Source organism: Streptomyces sp. NPDC005374, from assembly GCF_042872225.1.
Lineage (GTDB): Bacteria > Actinomycetota > Actinomycetes > Streptomycetales > Streptomycetaceae > Streptomyces.
The window spans coordinates 41386-60622 of record NZ_JBIAKA010000004.1 but is presented as its reverse complement, the minus strand read 5'-3'; the positions used below and the strand labels follow the sequence as shown (position 1 = coordinate 60622).

The 19237-nt window shown below is 71.3% G+C and carries 15 protein-coding genes and 1 pseudogene; 8 read left to right on the top strand and 8 right to left on the bottom strand.

The annotated features are described in order from the left end of the window. Positions 1–175: 175 nt before the first annotated feature. On the bottom strand, positions 176–1255 hold the full coding sequence (locus ACFYRX_RS11495; RefSeq protein ID WP_389098327.1) for a DUF5685 family protein: 1080 nt from the start codon (positions 1253–1255) through the stop codon (positions 176–178). A gap of 289 nt (positions 1256–1544) precedes the next feature. Between ACFYRX_RS11495 and ACFYRX_RS11490 the strand changes: the two genes are divergently transcribed. Next, positions 1545–1988 (top strand): cell division protein SepF, encoded by a 444-nt coding sequence (locus ACFYRX_RS11490; protein WP_389098325.1) that lies wholly within the window; start codon positions 1545–1547, stop codon positions 1986–1988. Positions 1989–2024: 36 nt separating this feature from the next. Here ACFYRX_RS11490 and ACFYRX_RS11485 read toward each other — a convergent pair whose 3' ends face one another. Both ACFYRX_RS11485 and ACFYRX_RS11480 read right to left on the bottom strand, forming a co-directional pair. Further along, positions 2025–3197, bottom strand: a complete 1173-nt coding sequence (locus tag ACFYRX_RS11485) for an acyl-CoA dehydrogenase family protein (RefSeq protein WP_389098323.1) — start codon at positions 3195–3197, stop codon at positions 2025–2027. A 113-nt stretch (positions 3198–3310) separates the two neighbouring features. Next, positions 3311–4921 carry an MFS transporter gene (locus ACFYRX_RS11480; protein WP_389098322.1) on the bottom strand — a complete coding sequence of 537 codons (1611 nt, stop codon included), beginning with the start codon at positions 4919–4921 and terminating at the stop codon, positions 3311–3313. A gap of 261 nt (positions 4922–5182) precedes the next feature. Here ACFYRX_RS11480 and ACFYRX_RS11475 point away from each other — a divergent pair, with 261 nt between their 5' ends. Next, positions 5183–6340, top strand: a complete 1158-nt coding sequence (locus ACFYRX_RS11475) for a mannosyltransferase family protein (protein WP_389098320.1) — start codon at positions 5183–5185, stop codon at positions 6338–6340. A 237-nt stretch (positions 6341–6577) separates the two neighbouring features. Further along, a complete protein-coding gene (locus ACFYRX_RS11470; RefSeq protein ID WP_389098318.1) occupies positions 6578–7609 on the top strand; it encodes a phosphatase PAP2 family protein in 1032 nt (343 codons plus the stop codon). 110 nt (positions 7610–7719) lie between these two features. Here the strand turns inward: ACFYRX_RS11470 and ACFYRX_RS11465 are convergent, their stop codons facing one another. Then, the gene (locus ACFYRX_RS11465; RefSeq protein WP_389098316.1) at positions 7720–7935 is read right to left on the bottom strand and encodes an I78 family peptidase inhibitor; all 216 of its coding nucleotides are present in this window, start codon (positions 7933–7935) and stop codon (positions 7720–7722) included. Between the two features lie 366 nt (positions 7936–8301). On the opposite strand from ACFYRX_RS11465, the pseudogene ctaD reads away from it, so the two are divergent. Then, a pseudogene (gene ctaD, locus ACFYRX_RS11460) lies at positions 8302–9828 on the top strand (cytochrome c oxidase subunit I); the annotation flags it as partial. 43 nt (positions 9829–9871) lie between these two features. On the opposite strand, the gene ACFYRX_RS11455 reads toward ctaD, so the two are convergent. After that, positions 9872–10924, bottom strand: coding sequence for a helix-turn-helix transcriptional regulator (locus tag ACFYRX_RS11455; RefSeq protein WP_389098314.1), 1053 nt, complete (start codon positions 10922–10924; stop codon positions 9872–9874). Positions 10925–10986: 62 nt separating this feature from the next. Here ACFYRX_RS11455 and ACFYRX_RS11450 point away from each other — a divergent pair, with 62 nt between their 5' ends. After that, positions 10987–12174: an epoxide hydrolase family protein gene (locus tag ACFYRX_RS11450; protein ID WP_389098312.1), complete on the top strand. Its 1188-nt coding sequence runs from the start codon at positions 10987–10989 to the stop codon at positions 12172–12174. A 1-nt stretch (position 12175) separates the two neighbouring features. Here the strand turns inward: ACFYRX_RS11450 and ACFYRX_RS11445 are convergent, their stop codons facing one another. Together ACFYRX_RS11445 and ACFYRX_RS11440 are read right to left on the bottom strand one after the other, a co-directional pair. Then, entirely contained in the window at positions 12176–13468 is a 1293-nt protein-coding gene (locus tag ACFYRX_RS11445) for an ABC transporter substrate-binding protein (protein WP_389098310.1), read from the bottom strand. Further along, positions 13437–13985 (bottom strand): hypothetical protein, encoded by a 549-nt coding sequence (locus tag ACFYRX_RS11440; protein WP_389098309.1) that lies wholly within the window; start codon positions 13983–13985, stop codon positions 13437–13439. Before ACFYRX_RS11440 ends, ACFYRX_RS11445 begins: the two co-directional genes overlap by 32 nt. Positions 13986–14108: 123 nt before the next feature. Here ACFYRX_RS11440 and ACFYRX_RS11435 point away from each other — a divergent pair, with 123 nt between their 5' ends. Genes ACFYRX_RS11435 through ACFYRX_RS11425 form a run of 3 tightly spaced genes read left to right on the top strand, consistent with a single transcriptional unit; the run spans position 14109 to position 18201 of the window. Further along, a complete protein-coding gene (locus tag ACFYRX_RS11435; protein ID WP_389098307.1) occupies positions 14109–14585 on the top strand; it encodes a hypothetical protein in 477 nt (158 codons plus the stop codon). Next, entirely contained in the window at positions 14585–17545 is a 2961-nt protein-coding gene (locus ACFYRX_RS11430) for an ATP-binding cassette domain-containing protein (protein WP_389098305.1), read from the top strand. The genes ACFYRX_RS11435 and ACFYRX_RS11430 overlap by 1 nt, the downstream gene beginning before the upstream one ends. Further along, positions 17542–18201: an ABC transporter ATP-binding protein gene (locus ACFYRX_RS11425; RefSeq protein WP_389098303.1), complete on the top strand. Its 660-nt coding sequence runs from the start codon at positions 17542–17544 to the stop codon at positions 18199–18201. The genes ACFYRX_RS11430 and ACFYRX_RS11425 overlap by 4 nt, the downstream gene beginning before the upstream one ends. A 77-nt stretch (positions 18202–18278) precedes the next feature. On the opposite strand, the gene ACFYRX_RS11420 is transcribed toward ACFYRX_RS11425, so the two are convergent. Then, positions 18279–18920: a transglycosylase family protein gene (locus ACFYRX_RS11420; protein ID WP_389098301.1), complete on the bottom strand. Its 642-nt coding sequence runs from the start codon at positions 18918–18920 to the stop codon at positions 18279–18281. Positions 18921–19237 lie beyond the last annotated feature (317 nt).

Genomic DNA, 19237 nt, shown 5'->3' with positions numbered 1-19237 from the left:
CCCACTGCGCGCCCCGATTCCGTAGGGCGCCTTTTCGCGTTCGCCCCTTTCTCCGCCTTCACACGCGCCTCCCCTCACCCAGCGCTGTTCTCCCGCAAGCGACCGACCCGCCACGCGCACCCCGCGTAGGTGCGGTCATCGCCGCGGGAGTCCGCTCCTCGCCGTCCGCGCCCTCTCAGCAGTCGCACCCGCAATCGCAGCAATCACACCCGTCCCCACAACAGCTGCAGCACTCGCAGCAGTCCCCGCAGTCGGCGCCGCGGCACGCCCCGTCCCGCCGCCGGCCGCTCCACGGATCCTCGAACGTCCCGCAGCACATCTGACACGTACAGGCGAGCCCCGCCCACACCGCGCACCCCGCCACCAGCCCCCGCCGCTCCCGCCGGGACGGCGGCTCCGGTGGCGCGCTGAACGCCCGCTCCACGGAGTTGTGCAGCTCGTGCACCAGCAGCACATGCGCCAGCTTCGCGTCGGCGAACTCGACCTCCCGCAACGCGAGCCGCACCCCGTGGACGGCGTCGTCGGCGAGCCTGCGCGCTTCCTCCAAGGACGTCCCCGTGGCGGTGAGCGGATTCCACGCCCCCGACGCGGCGTCGGCCGCCCTGTCCTCCACGGCGTCCAGCAGATGCGCCAGCCGCCCGAAGAGCCGCCCGGCCTCGGCGAGCGCGGCGGCGTTCCGGGGCCGCCCCGCCAGCACGGCCGTGTGCGCGAAGGCGGCCGCCGTCGCGGTCTCGGTGGGTTCGGTGACCGTCAGGATCGGCGTCCCGGGTCCGGCCAGCGCCTCGACACCGAACTGCCGCTCCACCGCGTCGACCAGCACACCGGTGTCGAACCCGACATCGAGCCCGGTCCGTTCCCCGGCCCGCCCCCACCCCTCGGCGACCCTGCGCGCGGCGACCGCCACCGGCCGCCGCGCCAGCATCCCGTCCCCGTCGGCGACATGGTCGCGCACCTTGGCCGAGGCCAGTACCAGCGAGACGGCGGCCGCGAGCCGCGCTCCCTCGCCCTGTGCCACGGACGCGGTCCGCATTCCGCGCAACGGACACGGTCCCGCCGTGCGCCTTCCGCCGGATTCGGCCCCGGTCTGAGCCTCCGTCAGAACCGATATCAGCAAGCCGTCGCAGTTCGTGACGACCCTGGCGAACTGGCCGTGGTCCTTACGGAGAGCGAGACACAGCCCGCACAAATGGGCCATCCACTGGTTCCCGAGGTTTTCTCCGAGCCGATGACGGCAGGGCCTGACGATTCCGAACATGACGATCCCCCGTGGTCAGTGCGGTGTTGGGCGGCGGCATCGTACCGGCCGCCCGTTCACCCGTACGCTCCGTTCATCACCCATACGCCGTGAAGAATCATATTTCACTCACAGTCAGCAGCCGTATGGGATGCGACCCTTGGGGCACCCGGGCTCTCGACGGATTCGCTGTGCACCAGTACCGTCACAAACCCCCCGCGCGGCGGCTATTCACTTGGCGCGCGATCCGCATCATGGATGACCATAGGGAAACAGAAGCAAGAGAAGACCGCTGTGAGAGGAGGCGTCCATGGGATCGGTGCGCAAAGCGAGTGCCTGGCTGGGCCTCGTTGACGACAACGATGACGAGCGTTACTACGACGACGACGGATACTCCGAAGGGACCGAACAGCCCGGGGATGCCTGGGTCACCGACCCGCGGGTCAAGGTGGCCACGGACGTCGCCGAGGAGAAGGGCCGCCGGATCGGCACCGTGACCCCGGACAGCTTCCGGGACGCGCGGGCCATCGGCGAACTGTTCCGTGACGGTGTCCCCGTCATCGTGAACCTCACCGCGATGGAGGCGGGCGACGCCAAGCGCGTCGTCGACTTCGCGGCCGGGCTGATCTTCGGGCTGCGCGGTTCCATCGAGCGTGTGTCCACCCGGGTGTTCCTGCTGACCCCCGCCAACACCGAGATCGTGAACGGCGATCCCGCGCAGCACCGCACGGACGGCTTCTTCAACCAGAGCTGAGGCAGGGCCGCTCGCCGGCCCTGCCCCAGGCAGTGTTCACCGGAAGGCGTCCAACCCGGTGAGTGCCTTGCCCAGTACCAACTGATGCATCTCGACGGTGCCCTCGTACGTCAGCACCGACTCGAGGTTCGTCGCGTGCCGCATCACGGGGTATTCGAGGGAGATCCCGTTGGCACCGAGGATCGTCCGTGACGTACGGCAGATCTCGATGGCCTCGCGGACGTTGTTGAGCTTGCCGAAGCTGACCTGCTCGGGACGCAGGCGGCCGGCGTCCATGCGCCGCCCCAGATGGTGGGCGAGCAGAATTCCCTTGTGCAGTTCGACCGCCATGTCGGCGAGTTTGGCCTGGGTGAGCTGGAAGCCACCGATCGGCCGCCCGAACTGCTCCCGCGTCTTCGCGTAGTCGACAGCGGTCTCGAAGCACGAGCGCGCCGCGCCCATCGCACCCCAGACGATGCCGTACCGGGCGTGCGACAGACAGCTCAGCGGACCCTTGAGTCCGACGACCTCCGGCAGCACGGCGTCGGCGGGCAGGCGTACGTCGTCGAGGACGAGCTCACTGGTGACACTGGCCCGCAGGGACCACTTGTGCTTGATCTCCGGCGCCGAGAAGCCCGGCGTGTCGGTCGGCACGACGAATCCGCGGATCCCGTCGTCGGTCTGCGCCCACACCACGGCGACCCCGGCGACCGACCCGTTGGTGATCCACATCTTGCGCCCGTTCAGGACCCAGTCCGTGCCGTCCTTCTTGGCGTACGTCCGCATGCCGGCGGGGTCGGAGCCGTGGTCGGGTTCGGTGAGCCCGAAGCAGCCGATGACCTCACCGGCGGCCATGCGCGGCAGCCAGGTCTGCTTCTGCTCCTCGCTGCCGAACCGGTGGATCGCGTACATGGCGAGAGAGCCCTGCACGGAGACGAGGGACCGGATCCCGGAGTCGGCGGCCTCCAGCTCCAGACAGGCGAGCCCGTACTGCACGGCGGAGGCGCCGGCGCACCCGTATCCCTCCAGGGACATGCCGAGGGCGCCGATCCCGCCGAGTTCCCTGGCCAGTTCCCTGATCCCGGGCAACTCGCCCTTCTCGTACCAGTCGGCGACGTACGGCAGGACGCGGTCGGTGGCCCAGGTCCGCACGGTCTCGCGGATCGCCAGGTCCTCAGGGTCCAGCAGGTCGTCGATGCCGAGGGGGTCGGCGGGGTCGAACGGGGGCATGGCACATCCTCCGGCAGACGGGCTCCAGCGGGCGGCGCCTCGAAACTAGCACCGCTAATTAAACTTCCGTGGCCGACGGTACAGCGCGGTGTCCCGCGCAGCCAGAGCGCCGCTCACGCCGAGACGCGGGACGGAGCGACCTCGCCGACCTCTCGGGGCGCCGGAAGCTCCACCGCCGCCGTGGACTCGCCGCACTGCATCGCGCGCGGCAGCCGCAGTGCCATCGCCGCGCCCAGCAGCAACAACCCCGCACTCACCAGCAAGGTCACGTGCAGCCCGTGCACGAAGGAGTCCCGGGCGGCCCGGCGCAGGGCGACGCCCGCGGATCCGCCGAGGTGCCCGGCGACGTCGTAGGCCTCGCCCAGGGAGTGCCCCGCCGACTTCGACGCCGACTCCGGGACCCCAGGCACGCCCACGAGCCCGGGCGCGTAGGCCGCGTTCATGACGCTGCCGAGCAGGGCGATGCCGATGCCCGCGCCCAGCTGGTAGGAGGTCTCGCCGATCGCCGCGGCCCCGCCCGCCTGGTCCGGCGGTGCCTCGCTGAGCATCGACTCGTACGCCCCGAAGAGCGTCGTCTCCAGCCCGAACCCGAGCAGGACGAACCCGGCCAGCAGCAGCCCCGTGTTGTCCGTCTCGTCCATCCCGGTGAGCAGCAGCACGGCCACCGCGGTGAGGCAGAACCCGACGCTGACCATCCGCCGTGGCCCGAACCTCCGCAGCAGGCGCGCCCCGGCCAGCCCGGCGGCCATCGCGGCGATCGTCAGCGGCAGCAGCCGCAGTCCGGTCTCCAGCGGGGAGAGGTCCAGGACCAGTTGGAGATACTGCGCCGCGATCAGTTCGAGGCCGACCAGGGCGAGCATCGCCAGCACGATGCAGCAGACCGAGGTGCTGAAGGCCGGGCGCGCGAACATCCGCAGATCCACCAGGGGATGCGTGAGCCGCCGCTGCCGCCGTACGAAGAGGACGAGCAGCACCGCCCCGGCGATCAGCGGGACCGCGGTGAACGCGTCGAACTCGCCGCCGCCGAGCCGCTTCACGCCGAGGACGAGGCCGAAGAGTCCGGCGGCGGCCATCAGTGCGCCGACGACGTCCCAGGGGCCGTTCGCGCTGCCCTTCGACTCGGGCAGCAGCAGGCGGCCCACCGGCAGGCTGACCAGCATCAACGGGATGTTGACGAGGAAGACCGAGCCCCACCAGAAGTGTTCCAGGAGGAAACCGCCGAGCAGCGGTCCGACCGCCGCTCCGACCGCGGCGACCGCGCTCCAGATGCCGATCGCGAGCGCCCGCTCCCGGCGGTCCGGGAAGACCTGCCGCAGGATCGAGAGGGTCGCGGGCATGATCATCGCGCCGCCGACGCCGAGCAGCGCCCGCGCGAGGATCAGCATCACGGCGCTGTCCGCGAAGGCGGCGAGACCGGAGGCGACGCCGAACAGGCCGTACCCGAGGAGAAGGACCCGTCTGCGGCCGACGCGGTCGCCGAGCGTGCCGAACAGGATCAGCAGCGAGGCGCAGACCAGGGGGTAGATGTCGACGATCCAGAGCAGGTCCATCGCGCCGGGCTTGAGGTCCTCGGTGACGGCCGGGACCGCCACGTGCAGCACGGTCGCGTCGAGGGCGACCAGGAGCAGGCTGACACACAGGACGACGAGGACGACCCAGCGGTTGGCACCGGCCCCGGCCGCCCGACGGCGCAGCGCTGAGGCGGCCGTGGTCGTCCCGGACATGTACGTACCTCCCAGATGTTCCCTCGCGTTCGGCGGGCACACGGGGTGGGGGCTCCCCATGATCTCGGCCGGAGAGGAGCGGGGTCTCCGGCCCGCGCAGCGAACGGCGGGTGACACGTCAGCGTACGCGAGTTCGGACGTCGGCCCAGTGGCGGACCTCTCAGACTCCGAACAGAACACGTGTGGCGTACACCACTTTCCGCACCCCTCCGCGTGCCCCGGCGGACATGCCTGTCCGGCGCGCGGTCGATAATCGGGCCCGTGACCGATCTTGCGACGCGCACCGAACCGGCCCTGCGCCGAGCCGCCCCGGCGCTGCTCGGCTACGCGGCCGTGCGCGCCCTGGGCCTGATCGCCCTGGCCGTGTGGAGCGCTGCCCGCGGCAAGAGCGCGTACACGCTGCTGACGGCCCGCTGGGACGCGCTCTGGTACACGCGGGTCGCCGAACTCGGGTACGGCTACGAGGTACGGCTGCCGGGCGGGGACGTGCACTCGAACCTGGCGTTCTTCCCGCTGCTGCCGTGGCTGGAACGGCTGTTGGCCGCGCTGACCCCGCTGTCGTACGCCGACGCCGGCTTCGCCGTCTCGTTGCTCGCCTCGCTCGCCGCGGCCTGGGGGGTCTTCGCGGTGACGGACCACGTGTACGGCCGCCGGGCCGGCGTCTGCGCGGTGCTGCTGTGGGCCGTCCTGCCCGTCGGGATCGTCCAGTCGATGGCGTACAGCGAGTCGCTGTTCACGGCGCTGGCGGCCTGGTCGCTGTACGCGGTCCTGACCGGCCGCTGGGTGACGGCGGGCGCCCTGGCGTCCCTGGCGGGTCTGACCAGGCCGGTGGGGATCGCGGTGGTCGCGGCGGTGTGGGCGGCGGGGATCGCCGCGTTCGTACGGAACCGGGCGGACGCCGCCGGGGAGACCTCCGTCCTCTCCCTGCGCCGTGCTCTCGGCCTGGCGCTGGCCCCGGTCGGCACCGCCGTCTACGTCCTGTGGGTCGGGCACCGCACCGGAAAGGGGCCGTTCGGCTACCTCGACGTCCAGGCGGGCTGGCGCAACGGATTCGACGGCGGGTACGCCTTCGCCCGTTTCGTCGCCGACAAGTTCACGTCGTTCCCGTCGGCCCTGGCCGGAGCGGGGCTGATCGTCGGGGTCGGGCTGGTCGTGTGGCTGTACGTCAGTTGTGTGCGGCAGGGTCAGCCGCTGCCGCTCCTGGTGTACGCGGGGGTCGTCACGGCGCTCGCCCTGTGCGCGTCGAGCTACTTCGGCTCGAAACCGCGCCTGCTGATGCCCGGCTTCCCCCTGTTGCTCCCCCTCGCCCTGGCCCTCGCCCGGCTGCGTACCCGCAGGTCAGCCGTGATCGTGGCGTCGATCGCCGGCGCGTCCGCCCTGTACGGCGCGTTCTGGCTGAACGGCTCCGGTCCGCCCTGACCGACCGCGGAGCGTCGATGAGCGCCGGGAGAATTCCGCCCCATGATTCGGTGAACGAATTCATAAGGGCCATAAAACCGGAACCCGGAATGATCAAAGGAATTGAAGGACGCAGCGCCCGCCTTTGCGGAATCCCCGGAAATAAACCACCGGTTGAGAGGAATCCCACATCACATCGTCATCACAAAGCCGTTGATTCGACAGGGAACTGAGCTCACTCGCTGTAACGTCGATTGAGTGCGTACCGAACGAAACCCCACCCGTCTGGACCGGGTGTTCGCCAGGCTGGACCGCGAGCGGCAGCGGCCGGCTCATCTCAGCGTGCCGAGGCCGAGCCGCCACCGGACCGTCCTGGTGCTCGCCGGACTGGCCTTCTACCTGGCCATCGTGTGGCTGGTGGTGACCACCTCGTGGCTGGTCCGCCTCGACTGGCAGGTCATGTTCTTCCGGCCCTACCAGCAGTGGGCCTCGATCCACTGGTTCGTCGACTACTACGTGGTGCTGGGCCAGCGCGGCCCCACCGCGGTGATGGTCGCGGCCTGGCTGGGCTGGCGTTCCTGGCGGCAGCACACCCTGCGCCCCCTGCTGACCCTGGGCGCATCCCTGCTGCTGCTGAACATCACGGTCGGCGCCGCCAAGTACGGCATGGGAAGGCTCGGACCGCACTACGCGACCGTCATCGGCTCGAACGAGATGGGCCTGGGCGGCGATATATTTCCCAGCGGCCACACCGCCAACGCCGTGGTGACCTGGGGGATCCTGGCATATCTGGCCTCCACCCCGGCAGCCCGCCGCTGGCTGTCCGCGATCTCCGCGGTGACCTCGCTGGGCGTGGGCATGGCCACCGTCTACCTCGGTACGCACTGGCTGAGCGACGTCGTGCTGGGCTGGGTGGCGGGTCTGCTGATCCTGCTCGCACTGCCCTGGTTCGAGCCGTTGATCGCCCGCACCGAGGCCCACGTCTTCGACCTGCGCGACCGCTGGCGGGCCCGCGGCGACCTGCGGGCACCGGCCCCGGTCACCCCCGTACCGGCGCACGCGCCCGCCCGGCTCAAGCCCCTCACGGCCCCGCAGAACGAGACGGCGGCCCGCGAGGCCACCACCCCGGCACACGGCACCAGGCCGCCCGCCTACCTGGCCCAGGGCCCGCACACGAGCCGCTCGGAGCGCACCCCGGTCACCCCCGTCGGCAGCCGCCGCCCGCCACAGTCGGACCGTGTCGTGCGCGGTACGCCGTCCCCGGCCACCCGGCCGGTGGCAGGCGGCTGAGCCCTCTTGCGACCAGCGGGGCCGGTACGCACCACCACCCCGCACGAAGGCCCCGGTTCGCCATGACAGGCGACCGGGGCCTTCGTCGTCGTACAGAGGTGCTCCGTTTGTCAGCCCTTCCAGGCCCGTGCGACGCGGCCGTCCTTCACCTCGAAGTTCAGCCGGCCCGCGCGGTACTCCATCGTGATGATCGCCCCCGGCGGCAGCGACCGGACCGTCGACCAGCCCCGCTCACGCGCGGTCCGTTCGGCGGATGCGGAGTCGAGGCCGACGTATGTGTCCGGACTGTCGTCGGGTTCGGCGGACGGTGTGGGAATGGGTGCCATGGCGCCACGCTAGGCCCTGCCCGGCGGCCGGGGAAGTCCGGGTCCCGCACCCCTCCTGTCACGCTTCTGTCACAGGATCACGACACCCGTTTCCCTAGCGCTGCGTCACACGGACGGGCGTTTCCCTAGCCCTTCCGCGGGTATTCGAACGAAATTCCCGCGTGTCGGGCGACTTCCCCGAATGGCCCGTGAGAGGGCTTGTCCGAGAACCGGCCCGGGCCCCTTTGCCCACCGATTCCGGACAGTGCCACGGAAGCTGACACCGCATAAGAAATACACGGTTCCAGCACAGAACCCCCTTACGCCCCCTGTCGCCGCGCACGACGGCGCGAGCATCATGGCGTGAGCCGAGCGAAGGGGCGAGCGATGGGGACGCAGACCGTGCAGGCGACGGCGCGACCGGTGCGGACCAGGCGAGGCGGGCGGCTGGTGGTGGACTGGCTGACCACCACCGACCACAAGAAGATCGGTCACCTCTACCTGATCACGTCGTTCGCGTTCTTCCTGGTCGGCGGGGTCATGGCCCTGCTGATGCGTGCCGAACTCGCCCGTCCCGGGCTGCAGATCGTGGACAACCAGCAGTACAACCAGCTGTTCACGATGCACGGCACGATCATGCTGCTGCTGTTCGCGACCCCGAGCTTCGCGGGCTTCGCCAACGAGCTGATGCCGCTGCAGATCGGCGCCCCCGACGTGGCGTTCCCACGGCTCAACATGCTGTCGTACTGGTTCTTCCTGTTCGGCGGTCTGATCGTGCTCGGTTCGCTGCTCGTGCCGACCGGGCCCGCCGCCTTCGGCTGGTTCGCCTACGCGCCCCTCAACAGCTCCGCGCACTCCCCCGGCGTGGGCCCCGACCTGTGGATCATGGGCCTCGCCCTGGCCGGCTTCGGCACGATCCTCGGCGCGGTCAACTTCATCACCACGATCATCGGGATGCGCGCACCCGGTATGACGATGTTCCGGATGCCGATCTTCACCTGGAACACGCTGTTCACGTCGATCCTGATCCTGCTGGCGTTCCCGGTGCTGGCGGCGGCCCTGCTGGTCCTGGAGGCGGACCGGCGCCTCGGCTCACAGGTGTTCGAGGCGGGCAACGGCGGGGCGCTTCTGTGGCAGCACCTGTTCTGGTTCTTCGGGCATCCCGAGGTGTACATCATCGCGCTGCCGTTCTTCGGGATCATCACGGAGATCATCCCGGTCTTCAGCCGCAAACCGATCTTCGGTTATCTGACGCTGGTCGGCGCGACCATGTCGATCACCGGTCTGTCGATCGTGGTGTGGGCGCACCACATGTTCGTCACCGGCGCGGTGCTGCTGCCGTTCTTCTCGTTCATGAGCTTCCTGATCGCCGTGCCCACGGGGGTGAAGTTCTTCAACTGGACCGGCACGATGATCAAGGGCTCGCTGTCCTTCGAGACACCGATGCTGTGGGCGACCGGCTTCCTGGTGACGTTCCTGTTCGGCGGCCTGACCGGGGTGATCCTGGCGTCGCCGCCCCTGGACTTCCACGTCTCGGACACCTACTTCGTGGTGGCGCACTTCCACTACGTCGTCTTCGGCACGGTCGTCTTCGCGATCTTCGCCGGCTTCTACTTCTGGTGGCCCAAGTTCACGGGCAAGATGCTCGACGAACGGCTCGGCAAGATCCACTTCTGGACACTGTTCGTCGGCTTCCACACCACGTTCCTGGTGCAGCACTGGCTGGGCGCGGAAGGCATGCCACGCCGGTACGCCGACTACCTCGCCGCCGACGGATTCACCGCCCTGAACACCGTCTCGACGATCGGCGCGTTCCTGCTCGGCGCCTCGACGCTGCCGTTCCTCTACAACATCTGGAAGACCGCGAAGTACGGCGTCCCGGTGGAGACCGACGACCCCTGGGGCTTCGGCCGCTCCCTGGAGTGGGCGACCTCCTGCCCGCCGCCGCGGCACAACTTCACGACGCTGCCGCGGATCCGCTCGGAGTCCCCGGCGTTCGACCTGCACCATCCGGAGTACGCGGCCCTGGCTCCGCAGCCCGAGCCGAAGAGCGAGCAAGCGAGCGAGCGAGGCGGTCCCGAGCCGTCCTGATCGCCTCGGTCAGCCCGTCCGGCTCCAGCACCTCGAACTCGAAGCCGGTCAGCATCACGTGGATCACCATCACGTCGAGACTCGCGGCGCCGCTGTGCAGGATGCAGCTGTCGGAGCTCTCCTCCTCCAGCACCCCGGCACTCGGCGAGATCCGCTCGGCGGCCCGCTCCTTGGGCACCAGCAGCCGCACGACCGCGTGTGAGGCGTACGCGCGCGTGGAGACGCCTCGCGAGACGTACGCGGCGAGATCGTCGGCGGGTGGGGTGCGGGGCGCGAAACGGGGGCCGTGCGGCGGTCTGGGCGTGATCCGGTCGACGCGGAAGGTCCGCCAGTCCTCGCGGTCCAGGTCCCAGGCGACCAGGTACCAGCGCCGCTCGCTGCACACCAGCCGGTGCGGCTCGACGGTACGGCGGCTGGAGGCGCCCCCGTGGTCGCTGTACTCGAAGCGCAGCCGCTCGGCGTCCCGGCAGAGGGTGGCGAGCTCGGTGAGCACGGCCGGGTCCACGGCACTGGGCTGCGGGCCGCGCAGCATCGGCACGGTGAAGGCGTTCAGGGCGCCCACCCGGCGGCGCAGCCGGCTCGGCAGGACCTGCTCCAGCTTGGCGAGGGCCCGTACGGAGGTCTCGCCGATGCCCTCGATGCCCTGTCCCGCGGCCGTGCGCAGGCCGACGGCGACCGCGACGGCCTCGTCGTCGTCCAGGAGCAGCGGGGGCAGCTCGGCGCCCACGCCCAGCTGGTAGCCGCCGCCGGTGCCGGGGCTGGCGTTGACGGGGTAGCCCAGCTCGCGCAGCCGGTCCACGTCCCGGCGGACGGTGCGCGGGGTGACGCCGAGGCGCTCGGCGAGGTCGGCGCCGGACCAGTCGCGGTGGGCCTGCAGCAGTGACAGCAGGCGCAGGAGTCGTGCCGAGGTCTCCAACATGATTCCGAGTCTGCCAGTCATCGCGGACAGTGGCTGTCCGCAAGCCTTCCTACCTTGGGCTCATGGCAGACAACGGCGCGACCACAGAGACCCGTGAGACCCGTGAGATCCCCGAGATCCGTCCCTTCCGGATCGACATCCCCCAGGCGCAGCTCGACGATCTGCACACCCGTCTGGACCTCACCCGCTGGCCGGACGAACTCCCGGGCGCCGGCTGGGAGTACGGCACCTCGCTGCCGTATCTCCGCGATCTCGCCGCCTACTGGCGGGGCGCCTACGACTGGCGCAAGCACGAGGCCGCCCTCAACGAACTCCCGCAGTACGTCACCGGGATCGACGGCGCCCAGGTGCACTTCCTGCACATCCGCTCCTCCCGCCCGGACGCGCTCCCGCTGATCCTCACGCACGGCTGGCCGGGTTCGATCGTCGAGTTCCTCGGTGTGATCGGCTCGCTGAGCGAGGACTTCCACCTCGTGATCCCCTCCATCCCCGGCTTCGGCTTCTCCGGCCCGACGCGCGACAAGGGATGGAACGTCAACCGGGTCGCCCGCGCGTGGGCGGAGCTGATGCGCAGGCTCGGCTACGAGCGCTACGGCGCCCAGGGCGGCGACCTCGGCGCGCTGATCTCCCCCGCGCTCGCCCGGATCGCCCCCGAGTCCGTCGTCGGCGTCCATGTGAACGCCGCCTCGGTCGGCTTCATCCCGCTCGGCCCGGTGTCCGAGGAGCAGCAGCAGGGGCTCAGCGAACGGGAGTCGAGGAGCCTGGCCGCCATCGCCGCGTTCACCACGGACGGCTTCGGCTACAACGTCCTTCAGTCCACCCGTCCGCAGACCCTGTCCTACGGCCTCACCGACTCGCCCGTCGGCCAACTCGCCTGGATCATGGAGAAGTTCCAGGCGTGGACGCACTCCTCGGCCGCGCTCCCGGAGGACGCGATCGACCGGGACACCCTGCTCACCAACGTGATGCTGTACTGGCTGACCGGCACGGCCGGTTCCGCGGCCCGCATGTACTACGAGAACAGTCATGTGCCGGACTGGTTCCCGACGGCGGCCTCGGGGGTGCCGACCGCGGTGGCCAACTTCGGTGAGGACGTGGCGATCCGCCGCTGGGCCGAGCAGGCCAACACCGTCGTCCGCTGGACGGAGTTCGACCGCGGCGGACACTTCGCCGCCCTGGAGGTCCCCGAGCTGCTGGCCGGTGACGTCAGGGAGTTCTTCGGCTCACTGCCCGTCCACGCGCGCGTGTGAGTCACTGCCGGTACGGCAACTGCGGAACGTCGAAACAGGTGCTGTCCATGTCGCCCTGGGAGACCCAGCCCCTGCCGTCCTCCCAACGGGCCACCGACAGACAGGTCCTGCGGGACTTCGGCGGCTCGGCGAGGCGTTCGAAGGTGACGGGCAGGAGAAGGCCGTCCGCGGTGTAGCCCCGGCTGCGGTTCACGAAGGTGTCGACGCACGCGCGCGTGACGCCCTGTGCCGCACACGACTTCGCCGCGTCCGTGAACCACATCGCGGCGGCCCAGCCCTCCAACTGCCACTGAGAGTGCGTCTTCAGGCCCTTCGTGGCGTCCCTGAACTCCCGTACGGCCTCGTTGCCGGTGTCCTCGTAGTTGCGGCTGGATCCGGTCGCCCACAGGGCGTTGCGGCAGCGCGCGGCGTCCTTGTAGTCGTCCGGGACGGTCGACGTCCAGTTCTGCACGTTGGTGACCTTGGCGGTGACCTGGACGCCGGCCCGGTCCATCGCCTCGCACAACTTCGCGTTGCCGTGGCTGTCGACGGCGTCGAAGACCAGATCGGCGCCCCGCTCCTTGAGGTCGGCCGCCACGGCACGGAAGTTGGGCAGCGCGAAGTCGACCTGCTCGGTGACGACCTCGTAGCCCTCGGCCTTGAGGCCCTGCTCGACGAGCCGGGCGTAGGCGGCGGACGCGGCCTGGTTGTAGGACACGACGGCCGCCGTACGGGCCCCGTGTTCGCGCTTGAAGTAGCGGTAGACCTCGGTGCCGCCGTACTGCCTGCCGCCCCAGCCGGTGGTGCCGTCACGGGGCGCGAGGCTCCCGTAGACGCCGTAGAGGTGCGGCCAGGTGTCGTAGGCGGACCCGATGGGCTGGCCCCCGATGTCGGGCACGCGCGCGTGGGAGACGCGGGAGGCGCCCGCGTAGTCGAGGGCGGTGGTCGCGACCAGGGCGACCACCTTGTCCTCGTCGATCAGCCGGTGCACACAGGTGTTGTTGCCGACCCCGCTGCCGCCGTCGTCGCACTCGCGCACCTCGACCCTGCGGCCGGCGACGCCCCCGCGCGCGTTGAGCCGCTCGAAGTACGCCTTGGCGCCGTCACGCGGGCCGGTGAAGGCGCTGCCGCCGACCGGGCTGGTGACGCTGGTGATGACGCCGACCCGGATCGGGACGCCGTCCTGGTCGGTCGCCGCCCGCTCCCGGTGCTCGAAGTCGCTCTCCGGCAGCCGGCTGCCGCACGCCGTGCCCACCACGAGCAGCAGCACCGCGACGGCGGCCTCAGCAGCCCGGAAGAGCCGAGGCCGTGGCATTGCCGCTCAACTGCACCAGCGCGCACAGGGTATTGACCGACACCTTCCAGGCGCCGCCCTGTTCGACCGACGTTCCGGATGCGTCCGGCAGGGCGGTGGCCCCGTTCAGGAGCAGTGTGTACGTCACGGTCGCCTCGGTCGGCTTCGTGAACTCGATCCTGGTGACCTTCGCCGCCACCTGACCGCCGCGCTGGTCACCGCTGAACGCCTTCAGCACCGGCCCCATCCGGTCGCCGTTCTCCAGGACGGCCTGCTTCTCCTTCGTCGAGGTCTTCGGGTCGAAGAACTTCTGCCAGTTCTCCTTGATCTCCTTCTCGGCCGCCGCACGGTCGGCGGGCCCGCTCGGGGAGGGACTGGTCGACGGTGTCGTCCGTTCCACCGTGGGCGTCGGGGGCGGGCTGTCGCTGCCGCCGCCGCTGTCGTCGCTGCACGCCGTGAGGGCCACGGCGAGGACGAACCCCACCGCCATCAGCCCCCTGCTGCCGTTGCCCCACTTGCGGTCGCTCCCGAGAACCATCTGGCTCACCACCGGGTGTCGGTCCGGACCAAGCGCGCCCGGAGCTTTCAGGGTCAGCTTCCAGAAGGCATAGTGCAAAAGATTGGCCGGCATGGACAGGCACACGACATGTGGGAGCCAGAGATGCGGACAACCCGACTGCGGACCGTGCGCCCCGTCCTGTGGGCCGCCTGGGCCGCGCTCGCCGCGGGCGCGGTGCTGTGCGTCCTCGGCTGGTACGGCGTCTCGGGCGAGCGCTACGCCGAACGGCAGCTCCCCTACCTGGCCTCCTGCACGGTGCCCGGTGCCGCGCTGATCGTCGCCGGGGCGGTGCTCCTCGCCCACGGCAGGAGCGCGCTCGCCACCGCGCGCGTGGAGGAGCTGTACGGCCTCCTGGTCGCCGCGGATCCCGAGGACGCCGAGGAGTCCGGTACGGCGGTCTCCGCGCCCCTGGCGGTCAGCGGGGACCTGCTGATGGTGCCCGGCGGCACCCTCTGGCACCGCGCGGACTGTCCGCTGGTCGCCGGGAAGGTGGAGTCGGTCCCGGTGGACGCCAAGCTCCTGGCGAGCGGCGAACTGGGCCCGTGCCCGATCTGCGAGCCCGTCGAAGAGACCGACTGATGTCCTCGCTGACCTACGACCTCACCCTCGCCGGGCTGTCGGTCGGTAGCGCGGCCGCGCTCACCGGAACCGGCCTGATCGTGACGTACCGCGCGACCGGGGTGCTGAACTTCGCGCACGGGGCGATCGCCATGGTGTGCGCGTACGTGCTGCGCCAGTGCGTGGTCGGGTGGGGCTGGCCGCTGTGGGCCGGGGCGGCGATGACCCTCCTGCTCCTTGCGCCGGCGCTCGGCGTGGTGCTGGAGCGTTTCGTCTTCCGGCCCCTGTCCGTCCTGGGCGGCGATCCGGCACAGACCCTGGTGGCCTCCATCGGCGTCTTCGTGCTGCTCGTGGGCGGGGCGGCACTGGTGTGGGGCCAGGGTGCCCGGGACGACGCTCCGGAGCTGGTGTCGGCCGATCCGTGGGGACAACTGGCGGTCGCCCTGGTCCTGGCCGCCGGTGTGGGTGCGGTGATCCGCTGGACGCGCTTCGGACGGGAGCTGCGGGCCGTCGTGGACGACCGGCAACTGGCCGCCCTCGGCGGGATCGACGCGGACCGGGTGGCCGCGGCCGGCTGGGCCTTCGGGGCGTTCACGGCGGGCCTGACCGGCGTCCTGCTGGCCCCGTACGTCCGCCTGGACCCGTACGGGCTGCCCCTGCTCGTCATGGAGGTGGTCGCGGTCGCGGTGGCCGCGCGGATGCGGAGCCTGCCGGTGGCCGTGGTGGTCGCGCTGGGCGTCGGGGTGGCCCAGAGCCAGCTGACGCGACTGCACCCGTCCGGCTGGGCCGAACCGCTCCTCCAGGCGGTGGGCGCCAACCTCTTCGTGGTCGCCCTGCTGATCGCGGCCCTGGCGCTCCCCCGCATCGGCACCCGGGACGCGCTCCCCCGCACGGCCACCGCGCGCGTGCCGACGCCTCAGGGCGCGTGGATCGTGGCGGTGATCCTGTTCCTGCTCCCCCTGGGCTTCGCGGGCTCGGACCTGCACACGTCGGTCCAGGTCCCGGCACTGGGCGTCGTACTGCTCTCCCTGGTCGTCGTGACGGGCAGGGGCGGCCAGATCTCCCTGGGCCAGGCGGCGTACGCGGGTCTGGGCGCCCTCTTCACCGCCCTCCTCGCCTCGGGCCGGTTCCCGGGCCTGCCCCGCCTTCCGGAACTGGCCGCCCTGGCGCTGGCGGTGGCCCTGGTCGCCCCCCTCGGCCTCCTGACCGGCTGGCCGGCGATCACCCGCCAGGGCCTGGCACTCGCCCTCGCGACCTTCGCGGTCGGCGTCGGCGTGAGCCGCTTCGTCTTCGCCCAGCCGTACGCCACGTCGGGTCTGTCCCTGGACCGCCCGGCCGGCTTCGAGGGGGACCGCGCGTACTACGTCCTGGAGTTGGCCCTCCTCTCGCTCGCCCTTGTGTCGGCCCGCGCTCTGCGCCGGGGCCGCACGGGCAGGGCCCTGGCCGCCCTGCGCGACCACGAGTCCGGAGCCTCGGCGGCAGGCGTCCAGGTCCCCTCGCTGAAACTCCTGGCCTTCGTCGCGGGCGCCGCCCTGGCCGCCCTGGGCGGCGGAATGCTCGGCATGGGCCTGCGCGCCTTCGACCCCACCTCCTACGACCCCGTCCGCGGCCTCCTCTGGTTCGCGGCGGTGGTCGTCCTCGGCGCCGACAGCACCCTGGGCGCCCTGGCCGCGGCGGCCCTGCTGGTCGGCCTGGACGCGGGTGCGCGGGGCGGCATGGCGGCGGCACTGATCGGCGTGCTGGCGGCGCTGGTGGGGCGGTTCCCCGGCGGGCCGTACGAGGCGGTGCGAAGGCTGCGGCGTCGATGCAGGACGACGTTGACAGCGACGGGACTCCGAGCCCGGAGGCGCCTGCGACCGACGTCCCGGAGCACGGCTTTCCAGCCCATGCCGAGGAACCCCGCCGACACCGCCGCAAACAGGCCCCACCGATGGGATACCGGCGAACCCGGTCCCCCCACAGCCCACCCGACGAACATCAGCGAGCGCGATCCCTCCACAACTCACCGCACAGACACCGGCGCCGCCAATTCCAGCTCGCCCCACCGGACGGACACTCGCGGACTCGATCCCACCACGGCCCACCAGGCAGGTAGCCGCGCAACCAGTCCCGCCACCACCCGCCGATCCGCCCCCGACGGCACCGAACCCGCCCCGCCCCGCCGCACGCGGCGCCACTCACCGCGACCCGCCGACGGCGCCTCACCCCCGCCGGGGCCACCCGCACGCGACCACGAGACCCGCACGGATGGTGCGGGTGGGAACACGAACCCGGCCGAAGGCCGGGCAGTCCTCACCACCCACAACCTCCAGGCCCGCTACGACGGCTTCACCGCCCTCGACGGAGTCGACCTCACCGTCCCACCCGGCAGGATCACCGCGATCATCGGCCCCAACGGAGCCGGCAAATCCACCCTCTTCCACTGCCTCGCAGGAACCCTCCGCCCCGCCCGGGGCCAGGTCCGCTACGGCGACCGGAACATCACCCACCTGTCCCCCCACACCCGCACCCGCCTCGGCATCGCCCGCACCTTCCAGCAACTCGCCGTCTTCCCCACCCTGACCGTGGCCGAGAACGTCCAAGTAGGCGCGGAACAGGGCCACATCACCGACCCGGCCGCAACGGACCGCGCCCTGCGGCTGCTCGCCCTCGACGGCCCCCTGCGGAACGCCCCCGCCGCGGGCCTGCCCACCGGCACCCTCCGCCGGGTCGAACTCGCGAGAGCCCTCGCCGGCACCCCGGCCGTCCTGCTCCTCGACGAACCGGCCGCCGGCCTCGACACCGCGGAGGTGACCGCGCTGACCCGTGTCCTGAGGGCCCTGGCCGCCGACGGCACCGCCCTCCTCGTCGTCGAGCACGACCTGGACCTGGTGGCCGACCTCGCGGACGTCGTCCACGTCATGACCGCGGGCCGCATCATCGCCTCCGGCCCCCCGGACCACGTACTGGACACGCTCGACGCCCGGGAGAGCGCCGTATGACCGCAACCACGGCCATCTCCCTGCGCCACGCGCGCGTGCGCTACGGCCCCCTGGAGGCCCTGCACGGCGTCACCCTCACCGCTGCGGGCCCCGGCCTCACCGTCCTGTTGGGCCGCAACGGTTCCGGCCGTACGACGACATTGCGCGCCCTGGCCGGAACGGTGCCGCTCACCGGCGGCAGCGTGGTGTGGGACGGCACCGACGTGACCCGCACACCGGCATATGAACGGGCCCGTCAGGGCCTGTGCCTGGTTCCCGAACGCCAAGCGGTGTTCGGTTCCCTCACCGTCCGCGAGAACCTCGAACTCACCGCACCCGTCCCCGACCCGGCCCTGGCTGCCTACCCGCAACTGGCCCCGCTGCTCTCCCGCAGGGCGGGCACCCTGTCCGGCGGCGAGCAGCGCATGCTCGCGATCTCCCGCGCCCTGCTGTCCCACGCGCGCGTGGTCCTCGTCGACGAACCCGCACAGGGCATGTCCCCCACGGTCGCGGCGCGCACCTACGAACTCCTCGCGCGACTGGACGCGTGTGTGGTCGTGGCCGAACAGCGGCTGCCGCCCGCGCTGCACGGCCGGCCGGCGATCGTGTACGAACTGCGGCGCGGCACGGTCGTGTTCAGCGGCGAGGCGGCCGAACTGCGCTCGGCCCGAACATGACCACCTGCGAGCCACCCAGGGGTCCCGTCCGATCGGGAGACCGGACGGGACCCCGTGCCCATGGCAGGGGGGAGCTCTCAGATCTCGAGGCTCTGCCCGGGCACGATCAGGTCGGGATCAGCGCCGATGGCCGCCTTGTTGGCGGCGTAGACCTGCTGCCATGTGGTCCCGTGCCGGGCGGCGATCCGGCTCAGCGTGTCGCCCGAGCGGACGGTGTAGTCGCCTCGGGACGCGTTGCGTTCGGTGTGGTTCTCCGAACGGGTGGGCGTCTTCGACGGCTTGGCGGGGGCGGCCCGGGTGGAGGACGAACTCTCCGCCGAGCCGGCGGATGCGGCGGGCGCGCTGCCAGAGGCCCCGGCGCGTGCCGAGCAGGTCGGCCAGGCGCCCCACCCCTGGGCGCGCTGGACCTTGGTGGCCACCGCGATCTGCTGGGACCTGTCGGCCCGGTCGGCGGTCGGGGCGTAGGCCGAACCGCCGTACGCGCGCCAGGTGCCCGCGGAGAACTGGAGTCCCCCGTAGTAGCCGTTTCCGGTGTTGATGTGCCAGTTCCCGCCGCTCTCGCACTGGGCGATGCGGTCCCACACTCCGCCGTCCGCCGCCACCGAGTTGCCGGCCGCGGCCAGCAGCCCGAGCGGGGCGAGCAGGGCGGCCCCGGCGAGGGCCGCGGTGGTTCGGGTCTTACGAGCGTTGTCGCGCGTGGTATCGCCACATTCGGACATGCGGTTCCCTCTCCAAGGACCCGGGGTCCCCCAAGGCGGGGCGCGTTCCCGGCACATGGGCCGGGCGGTCGCGCCGCGCCCCGTCCGTCGGCGGGGATGGTGCGGTGGAGCTTGCTGGTGCGGTCGGCGGACGTTCCCGAGCGGTGCTCGTTGCACACGGCGGAGGAATGTAGAGAGGCCGACCGGTCGACATCAACCAACTCCCCGTTCCGCCAGGCCAGTTCATCGTTACCGAGGGTAGCGGCGTTTTTCCGCCACCCACTTCATTCGCTGATTTCATGATTTGTCGACCAGTCGCCTTGACGATCTGTGACTCA